The sequence below is a fragment of the Paenibacillus sophorae genome, assembly GCF_018966525.1.
Classification (GTDB): Bacteria; Bacillota; Bacilli; order Paenibacillales; family Paenibacillaceae; genus Paenibacillus_AQ; species Paenibacillus_AQ sophorae.
In genome coordinates this window covers 1-25,943 of sequence record NZ_CP076607.1, presented here as the reverse complement: position 1 = coordinate 25,943, position 25,943 = coordinate 1, and the positions used below count along the sequence as shown (strand labels likewise).

Genomic DNA, 25,943 nt, shown 5'->3' with positions numbered 1-25,943 from the left:
TTTGAAGGGAGATCCATTTCATGGCAAGAGAGTTCTCCTTGAAAAATACACGTAATATCGGGATCATGGCGCATATTGACGCCGGTAAGACGACGACCACGGAACGGATTCTTTTCTATACAGGCCGTACGCACAAAATCGGTGAAGTTCACGAAGGTGCGGCAACGATGGACTGGATGGAGCAAGAGCAGGAGCGCGGAATTACGATTACTTCCGCCGCTACCACTGCTGCGTGGAAAGGTCACCGGGTCAACATCATCGATACCCCGGGACACGTTGACTTCACCGTTGAAGTTGAACGTTCCCTTCGTGTATTGGACGGGGCAGTAGGCGTTTTCAGTGCGAAAGAGGGCGTTGAGCCTCAGTCTGAAACCGTTTGGAGACAGGCTGACCGTTATGGCGTTCCCCGGATCGCCTATGTTAACAAAATGGATATCATCGGCGCGGACTACCTTAACGTAGTTAAGGACATGCGTGAACGTCTGCAAGCAAATGCGGTTGCCATTCAGCTGCCGATCGGTGCCGAGAATGATTTCATCGGCATCATCGACCTGATCGAGCAAAAAGCCCATATGTACAAAGACGATCTTGGCCGTGATATTGAAGTGACGGATATCCCGTCCGAATTCCTGGATCAAGTCGAAGAGCTGCGCAATGAGCTCATTGAGAAAGTTGCGGAACTCGACGAAGATCTGACCATGAAGTACCTGGAAGGCGAAGAGATTACTATTGACGAAATCAAAGCTGCACTGCGCAAAGGCGTAGTGGACGTTAAGATTTTTCCGGTAATCTGCGGTTCTTCTTACCGCAACAAAGGGGTTCAGCTGATGCTGGACGCTGTTATCGATTTCCTGCCGGCTCCGATTGATGTTCCATCGATTAAGGGTCATCTTGAAGATGGTACGGAAGCCGAGCGTCACTCTTCGGACGAAGAGCCGTTCTCCGCGCTAGCATTTAAAATCATGACCGACCCTTATGTTGGTAAGTTGACGTTCTTCCGTGTATATTCCGGTATTCTGGAATCCGGTTCTTATGTTCTGAATGCCACGAAAGGCAAGCGTGAGCGTATCGGACGTATCCTGCAAATGCATGCGAATAGCCGTCAGGAAATCTCTATTGTGTATTCCGGCGACATCGCGGCGGCCGTAGGTTTGAAAGACACCGGCACAGGTGATACACTGTGTGATGAGAAGAATCCGGTTATTCTCGAATCGATGAACTTCCCGGATCCTGTTATCGAGATCGCAGTTGAACCTAAGACGAAGGCCGACCAAGACAAAATGGGCGTTGCTCTCGGCAAGCTGACTGAAGAAGACCCGACACTGCGCGCGCACACCGACGAAGAAACGGGACAAACGATTCTTGCCGGTATGGGCGAGCTTCACTTGGATATCATTATCGACCGTATGCGTCGTGAATTCAAAGTGGAGACCAACGTTGGTAAACCGCAGGTTGCTTACCGTGAAACGTTCAGAGCTCCTGCTCGCGTCGAAGGCAAGTTCGTTCGTCAGTCCGGCGGCCGTGGTCAATACGGTCACGTATGGGTTGAATTCGAGCCTCTCGAGGCAGGTACTGGCAGCCAGTTCGAAAGTAAGGTTGTCGGCGGTTCCGTACCGAGAGAATACATCGCCCCTGCGCTTGCAGGTATTGAAGAGCAAATGAAGAACGGCGTTATCGCCGGCTTCCCGCTCGTTGATGTCAAAGCAACCATCGTTGACGGTTCTTACCATGATGTCGACTCCAACGAAATGGCGTTTAAGATCGCCGGCTCGATGGCGCTTAAAGCAGCTAAAGACAAGTGTAAGCCTGTCCTGCTTGAGCCAATCATGAAAGTGGAAGTAACAGTGCCCGAGGAATACATGGGCGACGTTATGGGTATGCTGAACTCCCGCCGCGGACGGATCGAAGGTATGGATTCCCGGGCAGGAGCCCAAATTATCCGTGCGAAAGTGCCTCTTTCCGAAATGTTCGGTTATTCCACTACCCTGCGTTCCGGTACACAAGGCCGCGGCGTATTCTCGATGGAACTCTCGCACTACGAAGAAGTTCCTAAATCCATTGCGGACGAGATCGTGGCTAAGAACAAAGGCGCAGAGTAAATCCATGTTTTACTTGCCGTCCGATTGGTTCCCGATAGTCATCTTAGAGTCAGCTAAAGATCGGACGGCTCCAATAATAAGAACCCATATTAAGGAGGAACTGTTCAAATGGCAAAGGCTAAGTTTGAACGTAACAAACCGCACGTTAACATCGGAACTATCGGTCACGTCGACCATGGTAAAACGACACTGACTGCTGCAATCACGACTGTATTGTCCAAAAAATACGGCGGTGCCGCTGTAGCATTCGACCAAATTGACAAAGCTCCGGAAGAGCGCGAACGTGGTATCACCATCTCCACAGCTCACGTTGAATATGAAACTCCTAATCGTCACTACGCACACGTAGACTGCCCTGGACACGCCGACTATGTTAAAAACATGATCACCGGCGCAGCGCAAATGGACGGCGCTATCCTGGTTGTATCCGCAGCTGACGGCCCAATGCCGCAAACTCGCGAGCACATCCTGCTGTCCCGTCAGGTAGGCGTTCCTTACATCGTCGTATTCCTGAACAAATGCGACATGGTTGAAGACGAAGAGCTTCTGGAACTGGTTGAAATGGAAGTTCGCGATCTGCTTAACGAATACGAATTCCCGGGCGACGACACTCCGATCACCCGTGGTTCCGCTCGTGAAGCCCTGCAAAATCCTGACGGCGAATGGGCTCAAAAGATCGTTGAAATGTTCGAAACGATCGACACTTACATTCCGCTGCCAGAGCGCGACACTGAAAAACCTTTCCTTATGCCTGTCGAGGACGTATTCTCCATCACTGGCCGCGGTACCGTGGCAACTGGCCGCGTAGAACGCGGAACGGTTAAAGTGGGCGACGAAATTGAAATCGTTGGTATCCAAGAAGAAACGAAGAAATCCGTCGTTACTGGTGTTGAAATGTTCCGTAAATTGCTTGACTCCGCTCAAGCTGGCGACAACATCGGCGCTCTGCTCCGTGGTGTTGACCGTAACCAAATCGAGCGCGGACAAGTGTTGGCCAAACCGGCTTCCGTTAAGCCGCACACTGAGTTCACTGCTCAAATCTACGTCCTGACTAAAGAAGAGGGTGGCCGTCACAAGCCCTTTTTCACAGGATACCGTCCTCAGTTCTACTTCCGTACAACTGACGTAACAGGTATCATCAACCTGCCGGAAGGTACCGAAATGGTAATGCCTGGCGACAACATCACAGTAACCGTTTCACTGATCTCCCCGATCGCTATCGAAGAAGGAACGAAGTTCTCCATTCGTGAAGGCGGCCGTACAGTTGGAGCCGGTACTGTAGCATCTATCCAAAAATAAGTTCGGATTCTTACTCTTTTAAGAGCAAGATAAGGACTAACAAAGCAGGGACCCTTCATTTGAAGGGTCCCTGTTTTGTTATGTAGATTTTCTACGTGCACATCAACTAAGAATAAAAAATTTTAAATAATTTAATTCGTATATTCAGCAAATCAAATAAAATACCGAAGATATTATTACAACCATATTTCAACTAATTTCGACTCAAAACGACATGATGGCACAAATGCTATGCCGAAATAGAAATATGTATCAATAAATATTAGATTATATGGGGGAATCAGTATGGGGAAATGTCCGTTTGCTTTTTTACATGGTTTAGCTTTTCAAAAGAAAAGAGTGGCGCCCCATGAACCTCAGTCCTTCCTGCGTGCTATGGGTTCAGAATCTTATCATTCCATACAAGGCCAAGAAGAATTGAATGAACAGATGAGAATGATAGACTTGACTGATGATGACCTGGAGCTGCTGCGCAGAATGAAGCCTGCTATGGTGCGGAATATTGACGAGATTACCGACCGTTTTTATAACTCAGTGGTTGATGTGGGTAAGCTGGAGCAGATCATCGTCGAACACAGCAGTATAGACAGGCTGAAGCAAACTCTACGAGAACATATCGTCGAAATCTTTGACGGCAGTGTGGACAATCGTTACATATCGAAACGGCTGGTTATCGCTAATATTCATAAGAAGGTTGGGTTGGAGCCGAAGTGGTACTTATCCGCTTTTCAAAATCTGCAAAATGTATTTATCGGAGTAATATACAAAGAGGCTTTTAATGATGCGGAGCGGCTAAAAATGGTGCAAACAGTGACCAAACTTTTGAATCTGGAGCAGCAGCTCGTTCTGGAAGCCTACGAAAAAGAGAATATCAGAGAAAAAGAAGAACAATACGAAACTGTGAAAAATGAGTTGAAACAGAAGATTGCCGAATTCAGCGGCGAACTGGTCGATCTCAGTATCGACACGAATGCAGCGATCGAGCAGCTTGTTACAAGCAGTAATGAAGTTAATAATTCATTTCAGCGCACCGCTTTTTCAGCCCTTGAATCTCAAGAGAAGGCAAAGGACGGACGTGAGCTGCTGAGCAGGCTGAACGGACAGATTGGACATATTTTTGAAACAACGAATGAAATGGAACAATCGGTAAAAGAGCTTAGCCAATTTTCAAAGCAAATTCAGACGATCGTCGGTGCAGTTCAGGAAATTGCGGATCAGACCAAAATATTATCGCTTAACGCAACAATAGAAGCAGCAAGGGCGGGCGAGCATGGAAGAGGCTTCAGCGTCGTTGCTCAAGAGGTCAATCGACTGGCGGAAGATACAAAAAGCACGGTTGTGCACATTGGAGAATTGACGGCCAAATCCGGCATTCTGACTACACAGGTGGTGGAAGAAATCAGAAAAGTGCAGGAACTGACGGAAAGCGGCAAGCTGCAATCGGATGAGACCAGCCAACTGTTCTCCGACATCTTGGACACAATGCAGAGCAGCACCCGTGAGATCGTAACAGTAGAGGAAGAAATCCGAACACTCATTCATGCTATAGAAGGAATAGGCTCGACAACTGCGCAAACAGCCGCATCCGCGGAGTATTTCAAGTCGGCAACAGCCAGTCTATAATTAAAAGAACTGCACATCATGGCGCATGAATAAAATCATGCGTTCTTTTATTTTTTGCTTGCAATAGGCGGAATGATTCTATATAATAATAAATGTTGTTCTGCGACGTTGCGATGATGTGAGAGGTTACTGACACACCCGGCTCCTTTGCCATGAAGCCTGTGGTCAGAAAATTTTCACGGAGTATGTCCGATAATAAATTGGGCGATAGAAGGAGGGACTAAAATGGCAAAGCAAAAAATTCGTATCCGCTTGAAAGCATACGACCACAGAATTCTTGATCAATCCGCTGAGAAGATCGTTGAAACAGCAAAACGTTCCGGTGCAGGTGTATCCGGGCCGATTCCGCTGCCAACTGAGAAGCAAGTTATTACTATTCTCCGTGCGGTGCACAAGTACAAGGATTCCCGTGAACAGTTCGAAATGCGTACTCACAAGCGTCTGATCGACATTGTGAATCCAACGCCACAAACTGTGGATGCCTTGATGCGCTTGGATCTGCCGTCCGGTGTAGATATCGAAATTAAATTGTAATTCTTCTATTTAGAAACAGGAAAAGAAAAGAGGTGTCAACATGAAAGGTATCTTAGGAAAAAAACTCGGTATGACTCAAGTGTTTACTCCTGAAGGTAACGTAATCGCGGTTACGGTTATCGAAGCGGGTCCTTGTGTGGTACTGCAAAAGAAAGACCTCAATACCGACGGGTATGAAGCAGTGCAGTTGGGCTTTTCCGATAAGAAAAACACCAACAAGCCTGAACAAGGTCACGCCCAGAAGGCAAATGCAACACCTAAGCGCTACGTTCGCGAAATTCGCGGTGTTGACCTCGGGGCACTCGAGGTTGGACAAGAGCTGAAGGCTGACGTCTTCGCAGAAGGCGAATTTGTTGACGTAACCGGTATTTCCAAAGGCAAAGGCTTCCAAGGCGTTATCAAACGTTGGGGACAAAGTCGCGGACCAATGGCTCACGGTTCCCGCTATCACAGAAGACCGGGTTCGATGGGTTCCATTCAAGCCAACCGTGTTCCTAAAGGCAAACGCCTGCCAGGACACATGGGTCATGACACGGTGACGATTCAAAAGCTTGAAGTCATCAAAGTAGACGTAGAACGCAATGTATTGCTGGTAAAAGGCTCCATTCCGGGACCTAAGAACAGCTTCGTGAAGGTCAAAGAAACCGTTAAGAAATAACTTTTGAAGAAAGGAGGAACATGAAATGCCAAAAGTAACACTTTTTAATATCAGCGGCAACGAAGTTGGTGAAGTTGAACTGAGCGACGCGATTTTCGGTATCGAGCCGAACACTCACGTGCTGAATGAAGCGGTTCTTCTGCAAAGAGCTTCTTTGCGCCGTGGTACCCACAAAGTTAAAGGACGTTCCGAAGTTCGTGGCGGCGGACGCAAGCCTTGGAAACAAAAAGGCACAGGCCGTGCTCGTCAAGGTTCGATTCGTTCTCCTCAATGGAAAGGCGGCGGCGTTGTCTTCGGACCGACTCCACGCAGCTATTCCTGGAAACTGCCTAAGAAGGTTCGTCGTCTGGCGATCAAATCCGCGTTGTCCTCGAAGGTGCTTGAGAACGACATTATCGTACTTGATAGCCTGACCCTGAATGCTCCGAAGACGAAAGAATTCGTAGCCATTCTGAACAACCTGAAGGTAGCTCAAAAAGCTCTTATCGTAGCTCCTAGCTATGACGACAATGTGGCTCTCTCCGCTCGCAACATCCCTGGGGTGAAGTTCGTAGCGGCTGATGGCATCAATGTTCTTGACGTGCTGACGCACGACAAACTGATCATCACTAAAGATGCAGTTTCTAAGGTAGAGGAGGTGTTCGCGTAATGAAAGATCCTCGCGATATCATCAAACGTCCGGTGATTACGGAACGCACATCCGACTACATGAGCGATTTGAAATATGCTTTTGAAGTGGACATTCGTGCCAACAAGACCGAAATCAAACAGGCTGTAGAGGCCATCTTTAAAGTAAAAGTCGTTGCTGTGAACACACTGCGTGTTCCTGGAAAGCTGAAGCGTTATGGACGCTACTCCGGATATACTCCGGAATGGAAGAAAGCTATCGTGAAGCTTAGCCCGGACAGCAAGCCGCTCGAGTTCTTTGAAGCGGTAGAATAATATCCTGTAAAGCAAGGAGGGAAACATAGTGCCAATCAAAAAGTACAAACCGACTTCTCCGGCAAGACGCGGAATGTCCGTGTCTACGTTTGAAGAAATCACAACAAACCAGCCTGAGAAATCGCTGCTGGCGCCGCTGAGCAAAAAAGCGGGCCGCAACAACCAAGGTAAAATTACGGTTCGTCACCATGGCGGCGGACATAAGCGTAAATACCGTATCATCGACTTTAAGCGGACGAAAGACGGCATACCAGGCAGCGTTGCTACGATTGAGTATGATCCGAACCGCACATCCAATATTGCCCTGATTCACTACGCTGACGGAGAGAAACGTTACATCATCGCTCCTAAAGGTCTGAAAGTTGGGGATAAGATCGAATCCGGTCCTGCAGCGGACATCAAAATCGGTAACTCCCTTCCCCTGGCTAACATTCCAGTGGGTACGGTTATCCACAACATCGAGCTGAAGCCTGGCAAGGGCGGCCAATTGGTTCGCGCAGCCGGTACGGAAGCGCAGTTGCTCGGTAAAGAAGACAAGTACGTTTCCGTGCGTCTCTCTTCCGGTGAAGTTCGCAGAATTCTGAGCGTATGCCGCGCTACAATCGGTTCGGTTGGTAACGAAGACCACGAGCTGATCAAGATCGGTAAAGCTGGCCGTAGCCGTTGGTTGGGTCAACGTCCTGAAGTCCGCGGTGTTGTTATGAACCCGAACGATCACCCTCATGGTGGTGGTGAAGGACGCGCTCCGATCGGACGTAAATCGCCGTTGTCTCCTTGGGGCAAACCGACTCTTGGATACAAAACGCGTAAGAAAAACAAAGCTTCTGATAAATATATCATTCGTCGCCGCACGAAATAAGACGCTTCAAGGTGAGCTTGAACCCGCGAAGCGTCGAATCGCGGCTTGAACATTTGATGAAGGGAGGATTCATACATGAGTCGCAGTTTGAAGAAGGGGCCTTTTATCGACGGCTACCTGCTGAAAAAAGTTGAAGACTTGAACGTTTCGGGCAAAAAAGTGGTCATCAAAACTTGGTCCCGCCGCTCAACCATTTTCCCTCAATTTATCGGACATACGTTTGGTGTGTATGACGGCCGTAAACACGTGCCTGTATACGTAACGGAAGATATGGTAGGTCACAAGTTGGGCGAGTTCGCGCCGACGCGTACTTACAAAGGCCACGCGGGTGACGATAAGAAAACGAGAAGATAATAACAGGTTCTCTGTTCGAGAGGAGGGAAAACAATGCAAGCAAAAGCGCATGCAAGATCGGTGCGGATTTCCGCTCGTAAAGCGAAACTGGTTGTTGACTTGATTCGCGGCAAGCAGGTGGGAGAGGCAATCGCCATCCTTCGCCACACTCCGAAATCCGCTTCCCCGGTAGTTGAAAAGCTGCTGAACTCGGCGATCGCCAATGCCGAGCACAACTATTCGATGGACGTAAACAACTTGTTTATTAGCGAAGTTTTCGTTAACCAAGGTCCAACGATGAAACGGTTCCGTCCGCGCGCGATGGGTCGCGCCAGCCGGATCAACAAACGCACCAGCCACATTACTTTGGTGGTATCTGAGAAATAAGGAGGGATAACGTGTGGGTCAAAAGGTAAATCCAGTCGGACTTCGGATCGGGATTATTCGTGATTGGGAATCCAAATGGTATGCAGGCAAAGATTTCGGAACACTTCTTCTGGAAGACGTCAAAATTCGGGAATACCTCAAAGGCAAGTTGAAAGATTCCGCTGTTTCCCGTATTGAAATTGAAAGAGCGGCTAGCCGCGTGAACGTTACGATTCATACTGCCAAACCGGGTATGGTTATTGGTAAAGGCGGCGCTGAAGTAGAAGTGCTTCGCAGCGCGGTTACACAAATCGCCGGCGGTAAAAAAGTGCACATCAATATCAATGAAATCAAACACCCTGAGCTGGACGCTATTCTCGTTGCCGAGAGCATCGCACAACAGCTGGAACGTCGCGTATCGTTCCGTCGTGCGCTTAAGCAGGCTATTCAAAGAACAATGCGTTCCGGTGCAAAAGGGATTAAAACTTCTGTCAGCGGACGTCTTGGCGGCGCCGAGATCGCTCGTACGGAAGGCTATAGCGAAGGAACAGTTCCACTTCATACGCTTCGTGCCGATATCGACTACGGAACGGCTGAAGCTCATACAACTTACGGCCGGATCGGCGTAAAAGTATGGATCTATCGTGGAGAGGTACTTCCTACGGCTAAGAAACAAGCTGCTAAGGAAGGAGGCAACTAATCATGTTAGTACCAAAACGTGTTAAGCACCGCAAACAACAACGCGGTCACATGAAGGGTCTGGCAAAAGGCGGAACCGAGCTGAACTTCGGCGAATTCGGTCTGCAAGCTCTGGAGCCATCTTGGATCACTAACCGTCAAATCGAAGCGGCTCGTATCGCGATGACCCGTTACATCAAACGGGGCGGTAAAGTGTGGATCAAGATTTTCCCTGACAAGCCGATTACTCAAAAGCCTCTCGAGGTTCGGATGGGTAGCGGTAAAGGTAACGTTGAGAAATGGGTAGCCGTAGTTAAACCGGGCAAGATTATGTTCGAACTCGGAGGCGTGTCGGAAGAAATCGCTCGTGAAGCGATGCGTCTTGCCGCTCACAAGCTGCCAATCAAGACTAAGTTTGTGAAACGTGAAGAATTGGGTGGTGAAGCAAATGAAAGCTAATGAACTTCGCAACTTGACCACTGCCGAGATTGAACAAAAGATTGCTGGCTTCAAAGAAGAGCTTTTTAATCTGCGTTTTCAACTGGCAACAGGCCAACTGGACAACCCGACTCGGATTCGTGATGTGCGTAGAGAAATAGCTCGTGCTAAAACCGTTATCCATGAGAGAGTACTTGGGATCAGCTAAGTGAAACGGATGGAATGATCCGTATCAGGAAGGAGGCTAATTATGAGCGAAGAACGCAACGCGCGCAAAGTGCAAATCGGTAAAGTTGTCAGCGACAAAATGGACAAAACGATCGTGGTTGCCGTTGAAACTTACAAAAAGCATAATCTGTACCACAAGCGCATCAAATACACCAAGAAATTCAAAGCGCATGATGAGAACAATACCGCCCAAATCGGCGATACTGTAAAAATCATGGAAACTCGTCCACTCTCCAAAGACAAACGCTGGAGACTGGTTGAAGTGGTGGAAAAAGCGGTTATCATCTAATGCGTCACATGACAGTTTTTCCGAAAGGAGGAAATATTAATGATTCAACCATTTACACGCTTGCATGTAGCTGACAACTCCGGTGCGAAGGAACTGATGTGTATCCGCGTATTGGGCGGTACTGGCCGTCGGACGGCAGCTATCGGCGATCTGATCGTTTGCTCGGTAAAACAAGCAACACCAGGCGGCGTTGTCAAAAAAGGTGATGTAGTAAAAGCGGTGGTTGTGCGCACGAAGCGCTCTGTACGCCGTAAGGACGGATCTTACATCGCATTTGACGAGAACGCAGCAGTTGTTGTAAAAGACGACAGAAGCCCGCGCGGAACACGTATTTTCGGACCAGTTGCCCGCGAACTTCGCGACAAGGATTACATGAAGATCGTTTCCTTGGCACCGGAAGTTATCTAATACCGCTTAGGCGGCTCATATAGCGACTTGCAAAAGGCTTAGAACCAGGAGGTGTAACAAATGCCTAGAGTGAAAAAAGTTCTGGAATCCCATAACAACAAACTGCACGTGAAAAAAGACGATGTGGTTATGGTGATCAGCGGAAAAGATAAAGGCAAGAAGGGCCGCGTCATCGCTGCGTATCCGCGTAAAAACCGCGTACTGGTAGAAGGCGTGAACATGGTGAAGAAGCACCAGAAGCCTAACCAGCTAAATCCGCAAGGCGGCATCATCGAGCAGGAAGCTGCGATCCACGTATCCAACGTTATGCACATCGATCCGAAGAGCGGCAAAGTAACCCGTATCGGTTATAAAGTGCTGGACAACGGCAAGAAGGTTCGCGTAGCGAAAAGATCCGGAGAGATCATCGACTAATATATCGCTTAAGAAAGGAGGTTAACTCTTCATGGCAGCAAGAATGAAAGAACGTTTTCTGAACGAGATTACGCCGGCTCTGATTCAGAAGTTTAACTATAAAACGGTTATGCAAGTGCCGAAAATCGAGAAGGTTGTTATCAACATGGGCGTAGGCGACGCCGTGCAAAACTCGAAGGTACTTGATTCCGCTGTGAACGATATGCAGCTGATCGCCGGTCAAAAACCGGTAATCACGAAAGCCAAGAAGTCTATCGCCGGTTTCAAACTGCGCGAGAACATGCCGATCGGCGTTAAGGTAACCCTTCGCGGTGAACGCATGTACTACTTCCTGGATAAATTGTTCAACGTAACGCTTCCGCGCGTTCGTGACTTCCACGGTGTTTCGACCAAAGCTTTCGACGGCCGCGGCAACTACACACTGGGTCTGAAAGAACAATTGATTTTCCCTGAGATCGAATATGACAAGGTGGACAAAGTCCGCGGTATGGATATTGTAATCGTAACGACGGCAAAGACGGATGAGGAATCCCGCGAGCTGCTGGCTCAACTGGGAATGCCTTTCGCGAAGTAAGGTTCGGTCGTCCAATTCTCCGAAACTGTTTAGGAGGTGTCAGGCTAAAGTGGCAAAAACTTCGATGAAAGTTAAACAACAACGCGAGCCGAAATTCAAAGTGCGTGCATACACACGTTGCGAGCGTTGCGGTCGTCCACATTCGGTACTGCAAAAGTTCAAAATTTGCAGAATTTGTTTCCGTGAATTAGCTTATAAAGGCCAGATTCCTGGCGTGAAAAAAGCAAGCTGGTAAGAAGTTTATATACGGGAAGGAGGTTTACACCAAATGACTATGTCTGATCCTATCGCAGATATGCTTACTCGCATTCGTAATGCCAACATCGTGCGTCACGAAACGGTAGAGCTGCCTGCTTCGACATTGAAAAAACAAATCGCCGATATCCTGAAGCGCGAAGGCTTCATCCGTGATGCGGAATTTGTTGAAGATAACAAACAAGGGCTTATCCGGATTTTCCTGAAATACGGCCCGCAACAAGAACGTGTTATTACCGGTCTGAAAAGAATCAGTAAGCCAGGCCTGCGCGTATACACAAAGAGCAACGAGGTTCCTCGTGTACTCGGCGGACTGGGTATCGCGATTATCTCCACTTCCAAGGGAGTTATGACCGACAAAGAAGCTCGTCAAGCAAAATCCGGCGGTGAAGTTCTCGCCTACGTTTGGTAATCACGTCACAAGATAAGGAGGTGCAACACAAATGTCTCGTATTGGTCGCAAACCAATCGCAGTACCTAGCGGTGTAGACGTGACGGTGAATAACACTGTCATTACCGTTAAAGGTCCTAAAGGTACTTTGACTCGTGAACTTCATAAAGATATGAAGGTTACGGTTGAAAATAACGAAATTCTTGTTGTCCGTCCTTCGGACAACAAACTGCATCGCTCTCTTCACGGCACGACCCGCTCCGTTGTCAACAACATGGTAAGCGGCGTGACCGAAGGATTCTCCAAATCTCTGGAACTGGTTGGGGTCGGATATCGTGCAAACAAATCCGGAGATAAAATCGTTCTGAATGTCGGCTACTCCCATCCGGTTGAGATCACTCCGGAACCGGGCATCGAGTTCGAAGTTCCTGCCAACACGAAAATCATCGTAAAAGGCATCGACAAAGAACGCGTAGGCGCATATGCCGCGAAGATTCGTTCCGTACGCGAACCTGAGCCATATAAAGGCAAAGGGATTAAATATGAGGGCGAACGCATTATCCGTAAAGAAGGTAAAGCCGGTAAGAAGAAATAAGCCGGCTGGCCTTGATCCTAAGATGCATATCGCGTCTTAACGTGAAGCTGCCTTAAGGCAAAGTGAAGGGAGTGAAAAGGAAGTCATGATTACAAAAGAGGACAAAAATAAAGCTCGTATCAAAAGACACCTGCGTGTACGTAAGAAAATCGAAGGTACTACTGAACGCCCTCGCCTGAATGTGTTCCGCTCTTCCAAACACATTTATGCTCAACTGATCGACGATGTTAAAGGCGTAACTATCGCATCCGCATCGACGCTCGATAAAGAATTGAAAGATTCTGTTGGCAATGGCGGCAGCGTTGAAGCTGCAAGCAAAGTCGGCCAACTGGTTGCCGAGCGCGCCAAAGCAAAAGGACATACAGTTGTGGTATTCGACCGCGGAGGCTACCTGTATCATGGACGGATTCAAGCGCTTGCTGATGCAGCCCGCGCGGCTGGTCTTGAATTCTAGAAACATTCTTAAAAGGAGGTTAACGACTTGCGTGTAGATCCAAACACTTTAGAGCTGACAGAAAGAGTTGTTCACATTAACCGCGTTGCTAAAGTTGTAAAGGGCGGACGCCGTTTCAGCTTCAGCGCACTGGTTGTTGTCGGCGACGGCAAAGGCTGGGTCGGTGCGGGTATCGGTAAAGCCGGCGAAGTTCCGGATGCGATCCGCAAAGGCATCGAAGACGCCAAGAAAAACCTGATCCACGTTCCACTCGTAGGAACGACGATTCCTCACCTGGTTAACGGACATTTCGGCGCTGGACGCGTACTGCTGAAACCGGCATCGGAAGGTACTGGCGTTATCGCCGGCGGACCTGTTCGTGCGGTATTGGAACTGGCTGGCGTTGGCGATATTTTAACAAAATCTTTAGGTTCTTCGAACTCCATGAATATGGTCAATGCAACTTTGGAGGGATTGTCCCGTCTGAAGCGCATTGAAGAGGTCGCGAAGCTTCGCGGCAAATCTATCGAAGAGCTTCGCGGTTAAGGAGGGGAACGTCAATGGCTAAATTGCAAATCACCCTCGTTCGCAGTTTGATCGGACGTCCGGAAACACAACGTGTGACCGTTAAGACGCTCGGCCTGCGTAAACTCAATTCGTCTGTGGTTCACAACGATAATCCTGCGATCCGCGGAATGATCAATAAAGTGAGCCATCTCGTATCCGTAACTGAAATTGAAGGCTAAGTCGCCTTTTACCCATTAATAGACATAAGGAGGTGCAAACGATGAAGTTACATGAACTCGCTCCGGCTCCAGGATCCCGCAAAGAACGCAACCGTGTAGGTCGCGGTACTTCCAGCGGTAACGGCAAGACATCCGGCCGTGGTCATAAAGGTCAAAACTCTCGTTCCGGCGGTGGTGTTCGTCCGGGCTTCGAAGGTGGCCAAAACCCACTCTATCGTCGTCTGCCTAAGCGTGGATTCGTCAATCCTACCCGTAAAGAGTACGCGATTGTGAATCTGGAGGAACTGAACAGCTTTGCAGAAGGAACGGAAGTTACGCCTCAATTGCTGCTCGAAACAGGCGTTGTAAAGAACGCGAAGAGCGGCATCAAAATTCTCGGCAATGGAGAAGTTACTGTAAAACTTACAGTTCAAGCAAACAAGTTCTCTCAATCTGCGGTAGAGAAAATCGAGGCTGCCGGCGGTAAAACCGAGGTGATCTAATGTTCAAGACGCTTAAGAATATATGGCATGTTGAAGATTTGCGCAAAAAGATTCTGTTCACCCTGTTTGTATTTATCATCTACCGAATCGGTTCGTTCGTGCCGGTTCCTGGTGTGGACAAAACTGTGTTTGAATCGGCCGGCAACGAGGCTGGAAACGCCTTAATGAACCTATTCAACACGTTTTCGGGCGGAGCGCTTAAAAACTTCTCCATTTTTGCGATCAGCATTTACCCGTACATTACTGCATCCATCATCGTTCAGCTTTTGTCGATGGATGTAGTGCCGAAGTTTGCCGAATGGGCAAAGCAAGGCGAACACGGTAAAAAACAGCTGGCGCAAATTACCCGTTACGGTACGGTTGTGTTGGCTCTGATTCAAGGTTTTGCAACCTCTGTCGGTTTCAACCGAATGTATGGTACGCAAATGATGCCGAATGCAACGATTGCGGACTATCTGCTGGTTGCCATTATTTTGACGGCAGGTACTTCATTTCTGATGTGGCTTGGTGAACAGATTACCGAGAGGGGTATCGGAAACGGGATCTCGATCCTGATTTTTGCGGGAATCGTCGCAGGCATTCCGGGATATTTCACGGCAACGGCGCAATCGAGCTTTATCCAGCCGGGGCAGACTTTCCTGAATATTCTTAAAGTCGTGGTCGTTGCTATCGTGATTGTGGCAATTATCACGGGCGTTATCTTCGTACAGCAAGGAATTCGGAAGATTCCCGTACAATATGCCAAACGCGTAGTCGGAAACAAAATGTATGGTGGACAAAATACGCACATTCCGCTTAAAATCAATGCGGCGGGCGTAATCCCCGTTATCTTTGCCGTATCGCTGCTTCAATTCCCGATTGTCATCGCCAACTTCTGGTCGACTCATGCCTGGGCACAGTGGATCTCCAACAATCTTTCTCATGACAGGCCGCTCGGCATGGTCCTTTACGTGATCATGATCATCGGATTCACGTTCTTTTACACGTTTGTCCAGATGAATCCGCAGCAGATGGCCGACAATATGAAAAAGAACGGCGGTTACATTCCTGGCATTCGTCCGGGGAAGGCAACGGAGAAGTATCTGACCCGGGTAATGTCCCGTCTGACGATGTCGGGTGCGCTGTTCCTGGCCATCATCTCTGTGCTTCCGGTGCTCTTCGGTTCTTTGTCCGGTTTGCCGCGGTCGGTGCAGATCGGCGGCACTTCGCTGCTCATCGTTATCGGCGTCGCGCTGGATACGATGAAGCAGATCGAGAGCCAATTGATTAAACGCCATTACAAAGGCTTCATTAACAAATAGGCGATAGGTTCCGGTGAAGCAGCTCAATTACAGACTTCCCGGCGCCTATTGTGCTGTTTCTTGCCTGGTGGCGATCCTGCTAAAGGGGAGAGACGTAACTTGAACATCCTTTTCATGGGCCCGCCTGGGGCAGGCAAGGGAACACAAGCTGCGGCTATCGTAAAGGAGCTGGACATACCCCATATCTCGACGGGAGACGCTTTTCGTCTCGCGATCAAGCAGGGAACTCCAGTCGGTCTGAAAGCCAAATCCTTTATAGACCAAGGCTTGCTTGTACCGGATGATGTAACGATTGGAATTGTGGAAGAGCGGCTGCAGCAGTCCGATTGCGAAAAAGGTTTTTTATTGGACGGCTTTCCAAGAACTCTTTCGCAAGCGGAAGCGCTGGATGAGCTTCTTGCACGCATGAATACTTCTCTGAATCATGTCATCAATTTGAACGTGGACCGCGGACTGCTTCTGGCCCGTCTGACCGGACGGCGGATTTGTAAGGTATGCGGTGCATCGTATCACTTGATTTTCAACCCGCCGAAACAAGAAGGCATCTGTGATATCGATGGCGGCGAGTTGTATCAGCGTCCGGATGACAATGAAGAAAGTGTTGGCAAGCGATTGGATGAGTATGACAACAAGACGGCGCCGCTGCTTCACTTTTACGAGAATAAAGGTCTTTTGCGTCAGGTAAACGGGGAAAACGAAATCGACGTCGTTTCTGCCGAAATTGTATCTTTACTGCGAGGTTAGTGTAATGATCATATGTAAGTCCGAACAGGAACTTGCCTTTATGAGAGAAGCGGGACGAATTGTTGCCGAGACTCACCGTCTCATGGCACAGGCTATCCAGCCCGGAATTACGACCGGAGAGCTTGACAGAATCGCTGATCAATACATTCGCAGTCAAGATGCTGTGCCGTCATTCAAAGGCTACAATGGTTTTCCTGCCAGCATTTGCGCTTCAGTCAACGATCAGTTGGTGCATGGATTTCCCGGCAAACGCAAACTGGTGGAAGGTGATATCGTATCGCTGGACATTGGAGCGCAGTACAAGGGATATCACGGCGATTCCGCCTGGACCTATGGGGTAGGCAGCATATCCGAAGAAGCCCAGCGGCTCTTGGATGTGACGGAGGGCTCCCTGTATGCAGGCCTTGAGCTGATTAAGCCGGATGTGCGCCTGTTTACAATCTCCCACGCTATTCAAAAATATATCGAAGATGCCGGTTTCTCGGTGGTCCGCGAGTATGTTGGGCATGGCGTTGGGGCAGAACTGCATGAAGAACCGCAAATTCCGAACTACGGCATTGCAGACCGCGGTCCACGGCTTAAGGCAGGCATGGTGCTCGCCATTGAGCCGATGGTCAATGCGGGCAAACGTTATGTCCGAACGCTGGAAGATAACTGGACGGTCGTGACGGTGGACGGTTCGTTGTGTGCTCACTTTGAGCATACAGTGGCGGTTACACCGGAAGGCATGGAAATTTTCACGAAATTGAATGCGTAGGTGATCTTAGTTGAATGCCGAGAGCAGCCCGCAAGTCGGTCAATTGGTGAAAATACTCAAAGGTAAGGAAGCCGGAGAGGTTGCCGTTGTCATCGCTGTTGTAGACAGCAGGTTTGTGTATATTGCGGACGGAGACAAACGCAAGTTTGACGGACCGAAGAAGAAGAACATCCTTCATCTGGAGTTCACTCCGATCGTCAGCAGCGAGGTTGTGAACAGTCTGAAAGAAACCGGCCGGGTAACGAATGGAAAGCTGCGTTATGCAGTTGTGAATTACGTACGCTCCGCCGGAATAAGCGCTATGAAGAAAGGAGAATAGCTGTGGCCAAAGAAGATGTCATTGAGGTGGAAGGCACCGTCATTGAACCGTTGCCGAATGCAACGTTTAAGGTTGAGCTGGAGAACGGTCATCAGATTCTTGCTCACGTATCCGGTAAGCTGCGGATGCACTTTATCCGTATTTTGACCGGTGACAAAGTGGTTGTACAGTTATCGCCTTATGATTTAACCAAAGGTCGTATAACTTACCGTAAATAGATCTGCTTTATGCAGAGCGTGCATGTATGCTTTTGAAGCCAGTTTTACTACCTGTAAAACTAAGCGGACGCTTTCGAACCCAGTTTTACTGCGTAAAACTTTGAGGAGGTAATAAGCATGAAGGTAAGACCTTCTGTAAAGCCCATTTGCGAGAAATGCAAAGTCATCCGCCGCAAAGGGACTGTAATGGTAATTTGCGAAAATCCGAAGCACAAACAAAAACAAGGTTAAAGAAGGGGGTGTAGCGTAAAATGGCTCGTATAGCTGGAGTGGATTTGCCACGTGACAAACGCGTTGAGATCGCCTTGACTTATATTTTCGGAATCGGTAGAACGACTTCCCAGAAAATTCTTAAAGAAACAGGGATCGATGTTAATACACGTGTCCGTGATTTGACGGAAGATGAAGTCAGCAAACTACGTGAAACGATCGACAAATCGGTCAAAGTGGAAGGCGACCTGCGTCGTGAAATTTCCTTGAATATTAAGCGTCTTACCGAGATTGGCTGCTACCGCGGTGTTCGACACCGTCGCGGTTTGCCGGTTCGCGGTCAACGTACCAAGACAAATGCCCGTACCCGGAAAGGCCCGCGTCGTACGGTAGCAAACAAGAAGAAATAATAAGGGGGGATAAGAGACAATGGCTAAACCGAAAAAAGTCGTACGTACGAAACGTCGCGACCGTAAAAATATCGAATCCGGCGTGGCACATATCCGTTCCACGTTCAACAATACCATCGTTACCATCACGGATCCTCACGGCAACGCTATTTCCTGGGCAAGCTCCGGCGGCCAAGGATTTAGGGGTTCCCGTAAGTCGACTCCGTTCGCAGCCCAAATGGCGGCAGAAGTTGCAGCTAAGGCAGCTATGGAGCACGGCATGAAGAGTGTCGAAGTTATGGTTAAAGGACCGGGCGCGGGCCGCGAAGCAGCCATCCGTTCCCTTCAAGCCGCAGGCCTTGAAGTTAACCTCATTAAAGACGTCACTCCGGTTCCGCACAATGGATGCCGTCCGCCGAAACGTCGCCGCGTATAGTGAATCAGCGATGTAAATGTGGTATAAATCCGGCACAATCTGCTAATAATGGTTGTTTAGGCATACTACATGATACACCTGATGGGGTGACAGTTTCATATAGGAGCGACGTTGAAGGAGGGTTACACTCGTGATAGAAATCGAAAAGCCGAAGATTGAGACCGTAGAAGCTAATGATGAAGGAACCTATGGGAAATTCGTAGTAGAACCGCTGGAACGTGGATATGGCACGACTCTGGGGAACTCGCTTCGCCGGATACTGCTGTCCTCCCTTCCGGGAGCCGCAGTGACCTCGGTCCAAATTGACGGCGTTCTGCATGAGTTCTCCACCGTTCCCGGCGTAATGGAAGACGTGACCGAAATCATTTTGAACCTCAAAGCTCTTTCCCTGAAGATTCATTCAGACGAAGAGAAAGTGTTCGAGATTGATGCTGAAGGGGAAGGCGTCGTAACCGCAGGTGACATCCGTGCGGACAGCGATGTTGAGATCCTTAACCCGGACCTTCATATTGCAACGCTGGGACCTGGCGCGAGACTTCACATGCGTATATTTGCAGGCCGGGGTCGCGGCTATGTCCAAGCGGACCGTAACAAGCGCGAAGACCAGCCGATCGGCGTCATTCCGGTAGATTCCATCTACACTCCGATTTCCCGTGTGAATTACACAATCGACAATACCCGTGTCGGTCAAGTGACCAACTACGACAAGTTGACGATGGAAATCTGGACCGATGGCAGCATCAGACCGGAAGAGGCTGTTAGCCTTGGAGCCAAAATCTTGAATGAGCATCTTGTATTGTTCGTAGGTCTTACGGATGAAGCAAAAGATGCCGAGATTATGGTTGAAAAAGAAGAAGACAAAAAAGAAAAAGTGCTTGAGATGACAATCGAAGAGCTGGATCTTTCGGTCCGTTCCTACAACTGTCTCAAACGCGCCGGCATCAATACGGTGCAGGAGCTTACCACGAAAACGGAAGAAGATATGATGAAGGTCCGCAACCTGGGCCGCAAATCTTTGGAAGAAGTTCAGGAGAAGCTCGAAGAGCTCGGTTTGGGTCTGCGTACCGAAGAATAAAGCGATAAGATTGACGAAGTAGAGGAGGGAAAAACATGGCATACCAAAAGTTGGGCCGTGATTCCAGTGCGCGTAAAGCATTGTTCCGCGACTTGGTAACGGACCTGTTCTTATATGAGCGCATCCAAACCACGGAAGCGAAAGCGAAGGAAGTTCGTTCCATCGCCGAAAAACTGATCACGAAAGCGAAAAAGGGCGATCTGCATGCCCGTCGTCAAGTAGCTGCATTCGTACGCCGCGAAACTGCCGACGGTGAGCAGGATGCAATTCAAAAACTGTTCGCTGAAATCGCACCGCGCTATACGGAACGTCCAGGCGGATACACTCGTATCCTGAAGCTCGGACCTCGCCGCGGCGACTCGGCACCTATGGTGTACCTTGAACTGGTAGACCGTGCCTAGTTAATGGCAGCAAGCTTGATTTCCCGATTGCCCCTGTTATCCATCTCTTTTGGAGAAGGGTAGGGGATGATCCGTGTTATTGTATCAGTGGAATATGGCCCGGCTCTTCTTTCGGAGAGGCGGCGTCATGTCCCGGCTCCTACCGACGGCGTGATCTACCGGATATCTGCATAGGTGTCCGCCAGTCGTGCAGTAAACCGCGGAAATCCGCTTGTTCAATGGAAGGAGCTCCCGAAGGGGCTTCTTTTTTTTGGGAGGAGAGCCGAAATGCGCAATCTATTCATGAAAGTCACCTATGACGGTACGAACTATGATGGCTTTCAGACTCAGCCCGGAGGCAACACAGTTCAAGATAAGCTGGAACAGGCTATTGCCCATCTGACAGGTGAAGTGTTGAAGATTACCGCTTCCGGACGTACGGACGCCGGCGTTCATGCATATGGACAGCCTTTTAATTTCGAGACAGCGTCGCGTATTCCGCTTGAGCGCTGGTGTCTGGCGCTGAACGCACGTCTGCCGGAAGATATCGTGGTTACGGAAGCACACGAAGTGCCGCTCTCTTTCCATTCCCGCCGGGCAGCCAAGCGGAAGACCTATCGATACACGATCAATGGGAACCGGTTTCCGGATCCTTTTCAGCGGCGCTTTCAGTTTCATCATCCCGTAGCGCTTGATGTGAAGGCAATGGAGAAAGGACTCGTCCCTCTGGTCGGCACCTATGATTTCACCTCCTTTGCATCGCGGAAATCGACGAAGACCTCGCATGTCCGTACAATTTATAAAGCGTATATGGAGATTGACCGAAGCATGTGCAGGCCGGACTCGTCCGATCAGGGTGTCATTCACACTTACATTACCGGCAGTGGGTTTTTGCAGCATATGGTACGGATTATCATGGGTACGCTGATTCAAGTGGGAGAGGGCAAACGCGGACCGGAGACCATAGCGGACATTCTGGCAGCATGCGACCGGGCGGCAGCCGGCCCGACTGCGGTGGCTAAAGGACTGGCGCTATGGGATGTAAGCTACCGGGATTCGCAAGAATGAAATTCACATCAGTTTGCTGAAAAAAGCAAAATAATGATCGGAAAATCTCTTGCACTTGGCATGCTTATCCTGTAAAATAAAAGTTGTGTTTTCTTGATGGCTATCCCACAGCCCCGATCAAGAAAACCCTGAAAAATGCTTTACCTAACAATCAAAAATGTAATTTCGATGAGAAATCAGATATACGAGATTTTCGTACGAGAACAAGGAGGAACTATTCATGCGTACCACCTACATGGCGAAGCCGAACGAAGTTGAACGCAACTGGCATATTATCGATGCCGAAGGCAAAACACTCGGCCGTCTGGCAAGTGAAGCCGCCGCTTTGATCCGCGGCAAACACAAACCGCAATTTACACCTCATGTTGATACTGGCGACTTCGTCATCGTTATCAACGCCGAGAAGATTCACCTGACTGGCAAGAAACTGCAAAACAAGAAATACTACCGTCACTCGCTGCATCCGGGCGGTCTGAAAGTAACCACAGCTGAAACCTTGCTGAACAGCAAACCTGAGCGTGTAATTGAATCTGCCGTTCATGGTATGATTCCGAAGACTCGCCAAGGCAATGCGATGAAGCTGAGATTGAAAGTTTATGCCGGCGCCGAGCATCCACACGCAGCACAAAAACCTGAAGTTTACGAACTTCGCGGATAAGAATAAGGGAGGACAGTTTCATGGCACAAGTACAATACTATGGGACAGGTCGTCGTAAACATTCGGTAGCACGTGTTCGCCTCGTACCGGGTGAAGGACGCATTGTCATTAACAAACGCGACATCAACGAATATTTTGGTTTGGAAACACTCAAACTGATTGTTAAGCAACCTTTGACTCTGACTGAAACGCTGGGCAGCTACGATGTTCTGGTTATCGCTCACGGAGGCGGAATTTCCGGCCAAGCCGGCGCAATCCGTCACGGTATTTCCCGCGCTCTGCTGAAAGCAGATCCAGAATACCGTTCTTCCTTGAAGAAAGCCGGATTCCTGACTCGTGACCCACGTATGAAGGAACGTAAGAAATACGGCCTCAAGGCTGCACGTCGTGCGCCTCAGTTCTCGAAACGTTAATATCCCTTGTGCATCAAGGAATTTCAGCCTCTGGCCCTCACAGCCAGGGGCTTTTATTTTGCCCTCGAAACAAGCCGTGACCATATTTTGACCATATTTATTTTTCCTGACCATTCGTGACCACATCCGATCCGGTGACCGGTGGTTCTGATTCCATGAATTTTTCGAATCGGTCGGCGGTTTTTTCCTTGGCCGCATTCGTGACATGGGTGTAAATGTTCATGGTCATTTTGATATCCGAATGCCCGAGCCGTTCCTGCACTTCTTTGATGCTGGCGCCAGCTTCGAATAGCAGTGAAGCGTGCGTATGCCGCAGGCCGTGAACAGTAATAGAGTGCAGCTTGTGATTCTCGATAATTTCATTCAGTTTGTCGTTTGGATATGCCAAGCGGATCGGTGTACCGTCCTCGCGGGTGAATATGAGCCGGTCATCCGTAGGATTGATAGGTGCCACAGGGCCCCTATTTTGCTCTGATCGGCGTTTTTTGAGTAAACCCAGTGTTGTATCGTCCAGACTCAGAACGCGCCGTGAGGCAGCTGTTTTCGATGTTAGAGCCATGAACCCCTTGTCTTTTTCGTGAAATAGTGTCTTATTCAGAGAAACAGTTTTTTTCTTGAAGTCGATATCGCTCCAGCGCAATGCCAGCACTTCACCTTTACGCGCTCCTGTGTAGATCAGCAAGTGAAACATAAGAAAATCCTTGAATTCGAATTCCTCTTTGACTATCCCCAAGAATCGTTTGATTTCATGCTTTTCCCAGTAATTCCGTTCCTTTTGACTGTCTGCCAAATGTTCATCATCCGACTTGGGAATCACGGCTCCTTTCATCGGGTTTCGTGTAATGATGTTCATCTTGATCCCATACTCAAAGATCTGATTTGCGTACATCTTCATGTTGTCGATGGTCGTAATTTTTTTTGCCATTTCGTTAATGACTTCTTGGCAGTAAGATCGTGTGATGTCGACCATTTTGATATTCCCGAAGCGCGGTAGCAGTTGCTGTTTGAACTTGGAACGGACAGCTTTTTTGGTGCTGGGCTTGAAGTTTGGCGAATGGGTAGCATACCACTGTTCGTACACCTTCTCGAAGGTAATTGTTCTATCCTGGGCAACGAATGATCCATCAGCAATTTCTTTCTCCGTCTGAGCGGCGTCAAGCTGCGCTTCTTTCTTCGTTCTGAATCCTCGCTTTGTTGACTGTTTCCGCTTGCCCGTTTCTGGATTGATTGTGCTGTAATACTTGTACAACCAGCGCGGTCCGTCCTTTGTGTCGTATTTTTGAAAACTTGCCATAACAATTCCTCCTTACCAGCTTAATTTTCGGATCATTGATTGATCGCGCGCCATTAACATTTCCACATCGCGCATGTGGATAACAAATGTTTGCTTTGTGAGGCCGTATCGGTACAGCAGCTCATACACTTGAAGAGTAACAACGCCATCAAAGCAAATCACATCGCTGCTGTGTACAGGGGTGCATTCAGCGCCAAACATTTCTTCCGGATCTATTTCCGGTAGTCTTTCGCCAATTGGCAATTCGATTTCACGGCAGTTAATCAATGTCCACTCGTCCAGGATGACGATTAGCTGTGAGGGGCCGTCATACGTTCCTGATGGATCGTAATAGGCCATAATTTGCACTTCATCTGACACACAAGATTTCACCTCCTTTCCAGGTTGATATGCGGCTGAAGTCTCCGCAAGTGTAGTTCCTTCAAATTCGCGGCGTAAGATTTGCCCGTATCTTTTGCTGGCAAGCTCTGTCCCGACCGCAAACATGGTGGCCAATTGCTGCACGGCTTGTTTACGGTCCGGAGAGAGTTCCAATCGCTCAATCATGAAGAAGGGCATCAAAGCATATAAGGCGAACTGCTCACTGTCTTCTTCTTGATATTGAACAAAGGATTGCAGCATGGCGATTTGATTTCCTTCATGTCGCAACAAGTGACCGAGTTCGTGTAGAAAATCCTTTCGCTGATCAGTTTCGTTTTTGCGAGAATCAAGGATCATGCAGAAAGTGCCTGACTTCAGACGATGTGAACGACTTTCGATTGGCGAAAACTTAAGACGAATCCGAAGTCGAGCGGCAATGCAATCAATCGTTATATCTTTAGGGCTCATGATGTGGTGATCTATGTAAAGTTGTTCTACATATTCTTCAAGATGTGTTTTTTTGTAATGAATAAACATATTAATCCTCCTGGATAAGAATGTGTGTTCGTATGTATGGGTAAGCGGAATCAGCTCGGAGCTGATGCCACGACATTTGCTGATCCTATGTTATTTATCCTTTTCGCCTTCCGCTTTCTCTTCCTCTTCAACCTGCTTAATAAATCTCCAGAAAGTCAACATTTCCTTTTTGCGTTCTTCTGGCGCTTCAAGATAATCTTTAAAAAATAAGCCATGTTCAGGATTTTTCATAAATGCCTCAAATTCACGAGCCTCTTTATTTGTTCCGCCTTCAAAACTTTCTAAATAATCGATTGCTTTCTTATACATATCAGAATTCTCACTTGAAAATGAGAACCCTCCTAAAAGTTCTAGATATTCATATTCTTTTACTGGAATCGATAAAGAAGTTGCAACATCTTCCCGAGACAGACCTTTTCTTAATCTAAGCTCTTCAAGTTTGTGGACTTCTTCTACGTTGATCGGCTTGTTATAGGTTAATTTTGCAATCTCTCTGAATTCTTTTGGGTTTTTAAGCAACAAAAGTTTAAGCATTGCATGCCAAAGCTCAATAAAATCATCATGTGTTATTGAATCAATGAAAGCAACTACCGCCTCTTCCTTCATTTCATCAGTAGGATTGTCTATCCCCGTGTCTTTGAAATGCTGAAGAATAAAGTCAGATTCAACTATAAATTTTTTGAATTGCCGATATTGTTCAGAATCCTTTAATGAGTTCTTAACAATGACAGGTGCTTTTTCATAGTAAGCAGCTAATACCAGCCGTTCCGGATCGCCCCCAGTAATTTCGGCAAGAGCTCTATTCATTTCCTCAGAAGCAGGATTTTTTGTTTTATCGTTTTTTAGCATCGAAATATATGAACGATCAATTTTTATGCCTTTTTCCTCGTCCATTCTTTTAGCGATTTCACTCAAAGAAAGGCCACTGGCTTCGATATATTGAGTTAACAACTCAGAATATTTCATTTTAATCGTCCCTTCAGTTATTTATATTCTAATATTAACACACTGTTGAAGATTTATTCAACATAATTTGTTCTTGTTAAATGAATATTCATTGACATGTTGTGCGATAAAGAGGTATTCTGACGTCATAGATACTGTTGAATGAATATTCACAAAACAGTAAATATTCATTCA

Annotated in this window: 40 protein-coding genes; 37 read left to right on the top strand and 3 right to left on the bottom strand. The window is 48.1% G+C overall.

Translation table 11 applies throughout. The annotated features are described in order from the left end of the window. Positions 1-20: 20 nt before the first annotated feature. The 37 genes from fusA (at position 21) to rpsI (ending at position 22,612) form a co-directional block, all read left to right on the top strand. Entirely contained in the window at positions 21-2,099 is a 2,079-nt protein-coding gene (gene fusA / locus KP014_RS00200; protein ID WP_090834685.1) for an elongation factor G, read from the top strand. Positions 2,100-2,207: 108 nt separating this feature from the next. Next, positions 2,208-3,398 (top strand): elongation factor Tu, encoded by a 1,191-nt coding sequence (gene tuf / locus KP014_RS00195; protein WP_036589455.1) that lies wholly within the window; start codon positions 2,208-2,210, stop codon positions 3,396-3,398. 285 nt (positions 3,399-3,683) lie between these two features. After that, positions 3,684-5,021 carry a globin-coupled sensor protein gene (locus tag KP014_RS00190; protein WP_036589453.1) on the top strand — a complete coding sequence of 446 codons (1,338 nt, stop codon included), beginning with the start codon at positions 3,684-3,686 and terminating at the stop codon, positions 5,019-5,021. A 225-nt stretch (positions 5,022-5,246) separates the two neighbouring features. Further along, entirely contained in the window at positions 5,247-5,555 is a 309-nt protein-coding gene (rpsJ, locus tag KP014_RS00185; protein WP_006676490.1) for a 30S ribosomal protein S10, read from the top strand. Between the two features lie 40 nt (positions 5,556-5,595). Continuing rightward, the gene (gene rplC / locus KP014_RS00180; protein ID WP_036589445.1) at positions 5,596-6,213 is read left to right on the top strand and encodes a 50S ribosomal protein L3; all 618 of its coding nucleotides are present in this window, start codon (positions 5,596-5,598) and stop codon (positions 6,211-6,213) included. A gap of 25 nt (positions 6,214-6,238) precedes the next feature. After that, entirely contained in the window at positions 6,239-6,862 is a 624-nt protein-coding gene (gene rplD / locus KP014_RS00175; RefSeq protein WP_036589443.1) for a 50S ribosomal protein L4, read from the top strand. Next, the gene (gene rplW, locus KP014_RS00170; protein ID WP_025336673.1) at positions 6,862-7,155 is read left to right on the top strand and encodes a 50S ribosomal protein L23; all 294 of its coding nucleotides are present in this window, start codon (positions 6,862-6,864) and stop codon (positions 7,153-7,155) included. Before rplD ends, rplW begins: the two co-directional genes overlap by 1 nt. A gap of 28 nt (positions 7,156-7,183) precedes the next feature. Further along, entirely contained in the window at positions 7,184-8,014 is an 831-nt protein-coding gene (rplB, locus tag KP014_RS00165; RefSeq protein WP_036589441.1) for a 50S ribosomal protein L2, read from the top strand. Between the two features lie 75 nt (positions 8,015-8,089). Continuing rightward, positions 8,090-8,368 carry a 30S ribosomal protein S19 gene (gene rpsS / locus KP014_RS00160; RefSeq protein WP_025336671.1) on the top strand — a complete coding sequence of 93 codons (279 nt, stop codon included), beginning with the start codon at positions 8,090-8,092 and terminating at the stop codon, positions 8,366-8,368. Between the two features lie 33 nt (positions 8,369-8,401). Beyond that, the gene (gene rplV / locus KP014_RS00155) at positions 8,402-8,734 is read left to right on the top strand and encodes a 50S ribosomal protein L22 (RefSeq protein ID WP_025693028.1); all 333 of its coding nucleotides are present in this window, start codon (positions 8,402-8,404) and stop codon (positions 8,732-8,734) included. Positions 8,735-8,747: 13 nt separating this feature from the next. Beyond that, the gene (rpsC, locus tag KP014_RS00150; RefSeq protein WP_025694127.1) at positions 8,748-9,413 is read left to right on the top strand and encodes a 30S ribosomal protein S3; all 666 of its coding nucleotides are present in this window, start codon (positions 8,748-8,750) and stop codon (positions 9,411-9,413) included. Between the two features lie 2 nt (positions 9,414-9,415). Then, positions 9,416-9,850 (top strand): 50S ribosomal protein L16, encoded by a 435-nt coding sequence (rplP, locus tag KP014_RS00145; RefSeq protein ID WP_036589439.1) that lies wholly within the window; start codon positions 9,416-9,418, stop codon positions 9,848-9,850. Next, positions 9,840-10,037: a 50S ribosomal protein L29 gene (gene rpmC, locus KP014_RS00140; RefSeq protein WP_025693031.1), complete on the top strand. Its 198-nt coding sequence runs from the start codon at positions 9,840-9,842 to the stop codon at positions 10,035-10,037. Before rplP ends, rpmC begins: the two co-directional genes overlap by 11 nt. 42 nt (positions 10,038-10,079) lie before the next feature. Next, a complete protein-coding gene (gene rpsQ, locus KP014_RS00135; RefSeq protein WP_036589437.1) occupies positions 10,080-10,346 on the top strand; it encodes a 30S ribosomal protein S17 in 267 nt (88 codons plus the stop codon). Between the two features lie 39 nt (positions 10,347-10,385). Continuing rightward, on the top strand, positions 10,386-10,754 hold the full coding sequence (gene rplN, locus KP014_RS00130) for a 50S ribosomal protein L14 (RefSeq protein WP_019908234.1): 369 nt from the start codon (positions 10,386-10,388) through the stop codon (positions 10,752-10,754). A gap of 60 nt (positions 10,755-10,814) precedes the next feature. Continuing rightward, the gene (rplX, locus tag KP014_RS00125) at positions 10,815-11,168 is read left to right on the top strand and encodes a 50S ribosomal protein L24 (protein ID WP_081754722.1); all 354 of its coding nucleotides are present in this window, start codon (positions 10,815-10,817) and stop codon (positions 11,166-11,168) included. 31 nt (positions 11,169-11,199) lie between these two features. After that, positions 11,200-11,742, top strand: a complete 543-nt coding sequence (gene rplE, locus KP014_RS00120; protein ID WP_036589430.1) for a 50S ribosomal protein L5 — start codon at positions 11,200-11,202, stop codon at positions 11,740-11,742. A gap of 49 nt (positions 11,743-11,791) precedes the next feature. Then, positions 11,792-11,977: a type Z 30S ribosomal protein S14 gene (locus KP014_RS00115; RefSeq protein ID WP_036589425.1), complete on the top strand. Its 186-nt coding sequence runs from the start codon at positions 11,792-11,794 to the stop codon at positions 11,975-11,977. 33 nt (positions 11,978-12,010) lie between these two features. Then, the gene (rpsH, locus tag KP014_RS00110) at positions 12,011-12,409 is read left to right on the top strand and encodes a 30S ribosomal protein S8 (protein WP_025694125.1); all 399 of its coding nucleotides are present in this window, start codon (positions 12,011-12,013) and stop codon (positions 12,407-12,409) included. A gap of 31 nt (positions 12,410-12,440) precedes the next feature. After that, positions 12,441-12,983 carry a 50S ribosomal protein L6 gene (rplF, locus tag KP014_RS00105; protein WP_025697566.1) on the top strand — a complete coding sequence of 181 codons (543 nt, stop codon included), beginning with the start codon at positions 12,441-12,443 and terminating at the stop codon, positions 12,981-12,983. Between the two features lie 85 nt (positions 12,984-13,068). Then, positions 13,069-13,437, top strand: coding sequence for a 50S ribosomal protein L18 (gene rplR / locus KP014_RS00100; protein WP_036589420.1), 369 nt, complete (start codon positions 13,069-13,071; stop codon positions 13,435-13,437). A gap of 27 nt (positions 13,438-13,464) precedes the next feature. Beyond that, positions 13,465-13,962 (top strand): 30S ribosomal protein S5, encoded by a 498-nt coding sequence (gene rpsE, locus KP014_RS00095; protein ID WP_025694123.1) that lies wholly within the window; start codon positions 13,465-13,467, stop codon positions 13,960-13,962. Between the two features lie 14 nt (positions 13,963-13,976). Further along, the gene (rpmD, locus tag KP014_RS00090; protein WP_025697563.1) at positions 13,977-14,162 is read left to right on the top strand and encodes a 50S ribosomal protein L30; all 186 of its coding nucleotides are present in this window, start codon (positions 13,977-13,979) and stop codon (positions 14,160-14,162) included. Between the two features lie 41 nt (positions 14,163-14,203). After that, positions 14,204-14,644, top strand: coding sequence for a 50S ribosomal protein L15 (gene rplO, locus KP014_RS00085; protein ID WP_036589416.1), 441 nt, complete (start codon positions 14,204-14,206; stop codon positions 14,642-14,644). Continuing rightward, entirely contained in the window at positions 14,644-15,945 is a 1,302-nt protein-coding gene (gene secY / locus KP014_RS00080; protein WP_036589413.1) for a preprotein translocase subunit SecY, read from the top strand. Before rplO ends, secY begins: the two co-directional genes overlap by 1 nt. Positions 15,946-16,044: 99 nt before the next feature. Beyond that, a complete protein-coding gene (locus KP014_RS00075) occupies positions 16,045-16,689 on the top strand; it encodes an adenylate kinase (protein WP_036589411.1) in 645 nt (214 codons plus the stop codon). Between the two features lie 4 nt (positions 16,690-16,693). Next, positions 16,694-17,446, top strand: a complete 753-nt coding sequence (gene map / locus KP014_RS00070; protein WP_036589409.1) for a type I methionyl aminopeptidase — start codon at positions 16,694-16,696, stop codon at positions 17,444-17,446. Positions 17,447-17,456: 10 nt separating this feature from the next. After that, entirely contained in the window at positions 17,457-17,765 is a 309-nt protein-coding gene (locus tag KP014_RS00065; protein ID WP_036589407.1) for a KOW domain-containing RNA-binding protein, read from the top strand. Between the two features lie 2 nt (positions 17,766-17,767). Further along, entirely contained in the window at positions 17,768-17,983 is a 216-nt protein-coding gene (gene infA / locus KP014_RS00060) for a translation initiation factor IF-1 (protein ID WP_006212898.1), read from the top strand. Between the two features lie 117 nt (positions 17,984-18,100). Continuing rightward, positions 18,101-18,214: a 50S ribosomal protein L36 gene (gene rpmJ, locus KP014_RS00055; protein WP_003322638.1), complete on the top strand. Its 114-nt coding sequence runs from the start codon at positions 18,101-18,103 to the stop codon at positions 18,212-18,214. A gap of 20 nt (positions 18,215-18,234) precedes the next feature. After that, the gene (rpsM, locus tag KP014_RS00050; protein ID WP_025693041.1) at positions 18,235-18,603 is read left to right on the top strand and encodes a 30S ribosomal protein S13; all 369 of its coding nucleotides are present in this window, start codon (positions 18,235-18,237) and stop codon (positions 18,601-18,603) included. 19 nt (positions 18,604-18,622) lie between these two features. Further along, positions 18,623-19,018, top strand: coding sequence for a 30S ribosomal protein S11 (rpsK, locus tag KP014_RS00045; RefSeq protein WP_025336652.1), 396 nt, complete (start codon positions 18,623-18,625; stop codon positions 19,016-19,018). A 130-nt stretch (positions 19,019-19,148) separates the two neighbouring features. Further along, complete coding sequence (locus KP014_RS00040; RefSeq protein ID WP_025693043.1) at positions 19,149-20,093, top strand: DNA-directed RNA polymerase subunit alpha; 945 nt, start codon at positions 19,149-19,151, stop codon at positions 20,091-20,093. A 35-nt stretch (positions 20,094-20,128) separates the two neighbouring features. Beyond that, on the top strand, positions 20,129-20,494 hold the full coding sequence (gene rplQ / locus KP014_RS00035; protein WP_036589400.1) for a 50S ribosomal protein L17: 366 nt from the start codon (positions 20,129-20,131) through the stop codon (positions 20,492-20,494). 267 nt (positions 20,495-20,761) lie between these two features. Next, on the top strand, positions 20,762-21,541 hold the full coding sequence (truA, locus tag KP014_RS00030; RefSeq protein WP_090834687.1) for a tRNA pseudouridine(38-40) synthase TruA: 780 nt from the start codon (positions 20,762-20,764) through the stop codon (positions 21,539-21,541). A 220-nt stretch (positions 21,542-21,761) separates the two neighbouring features. Next, positions 21,762-22,199, top strand: coding sequence for a 50S ribosomal protein L13 (rplM, locus tag KP014_RS00025; RefSeq protein ID WP_025693046.1), 438 nt, complete (start codon positions 21,762-21,764; stop codon positions 22,197-22,199). Between the two features lie 20 nt (positions 22,200-22,219). Next, positions 22,220-22,612 carry a 30S ribosomal protein S9 gene (gene rpsI / locus KP014_RS00020; RefSeq protein WP_025693047.1) on the top strand — a complete coding sequence of 131 codons (393 nt, stop codon included), beginning with the start codon at positions 22,220-22,222 and terminating at the stop codon, positions 22,610-22,612. Positions 22,613-22,709: 97 nt separating this feature from the next. Here the strand turns inward: rpsI and KP014_RS00015 are convergent, their stop codons facing one another. From KP014_RS00015 to KP014_RS00005, 3 genes are all read right to left on the bottom strand, one after another. After that, positions 22,710-23,906, bottom strand: a complete 1,197-nt coding sequence (locus tag KP014_RS00015; protein ID WP_051500604.1) for a site-specific integrase — start codon at positions 23,904-23,906, stop codon at positions 22,710-22,712. A 12-nt stretch (positions 23,907-23,918) separates the two neighbouring features. Beyond that, positions 23,919-24,803 (bottom strand): ImmA/IrrE family metallo-endopeptidase, encoded by an 885-nt coding sequence (locus tag KP014_RS00010; protein ID WP_051500605.1) that lies wholly within the window; start codon positions 24,801-24,803, stop codon positions 23,919-23,921. 90 nt (positions 24,804-24,893) lie between these two features. Beyond that, positions 24,894-25,769, bottom strand: coding sequence for a helix-turn-helix domain-containing protein (locus KP014_RS00005; protein WP_051500606.1), 876 nt, complete (start codon positions 25,767-25,769; stop codon positions 24,894-24,896). Positions 25,770-25,943: the final 174 nt, after the last annotated feature.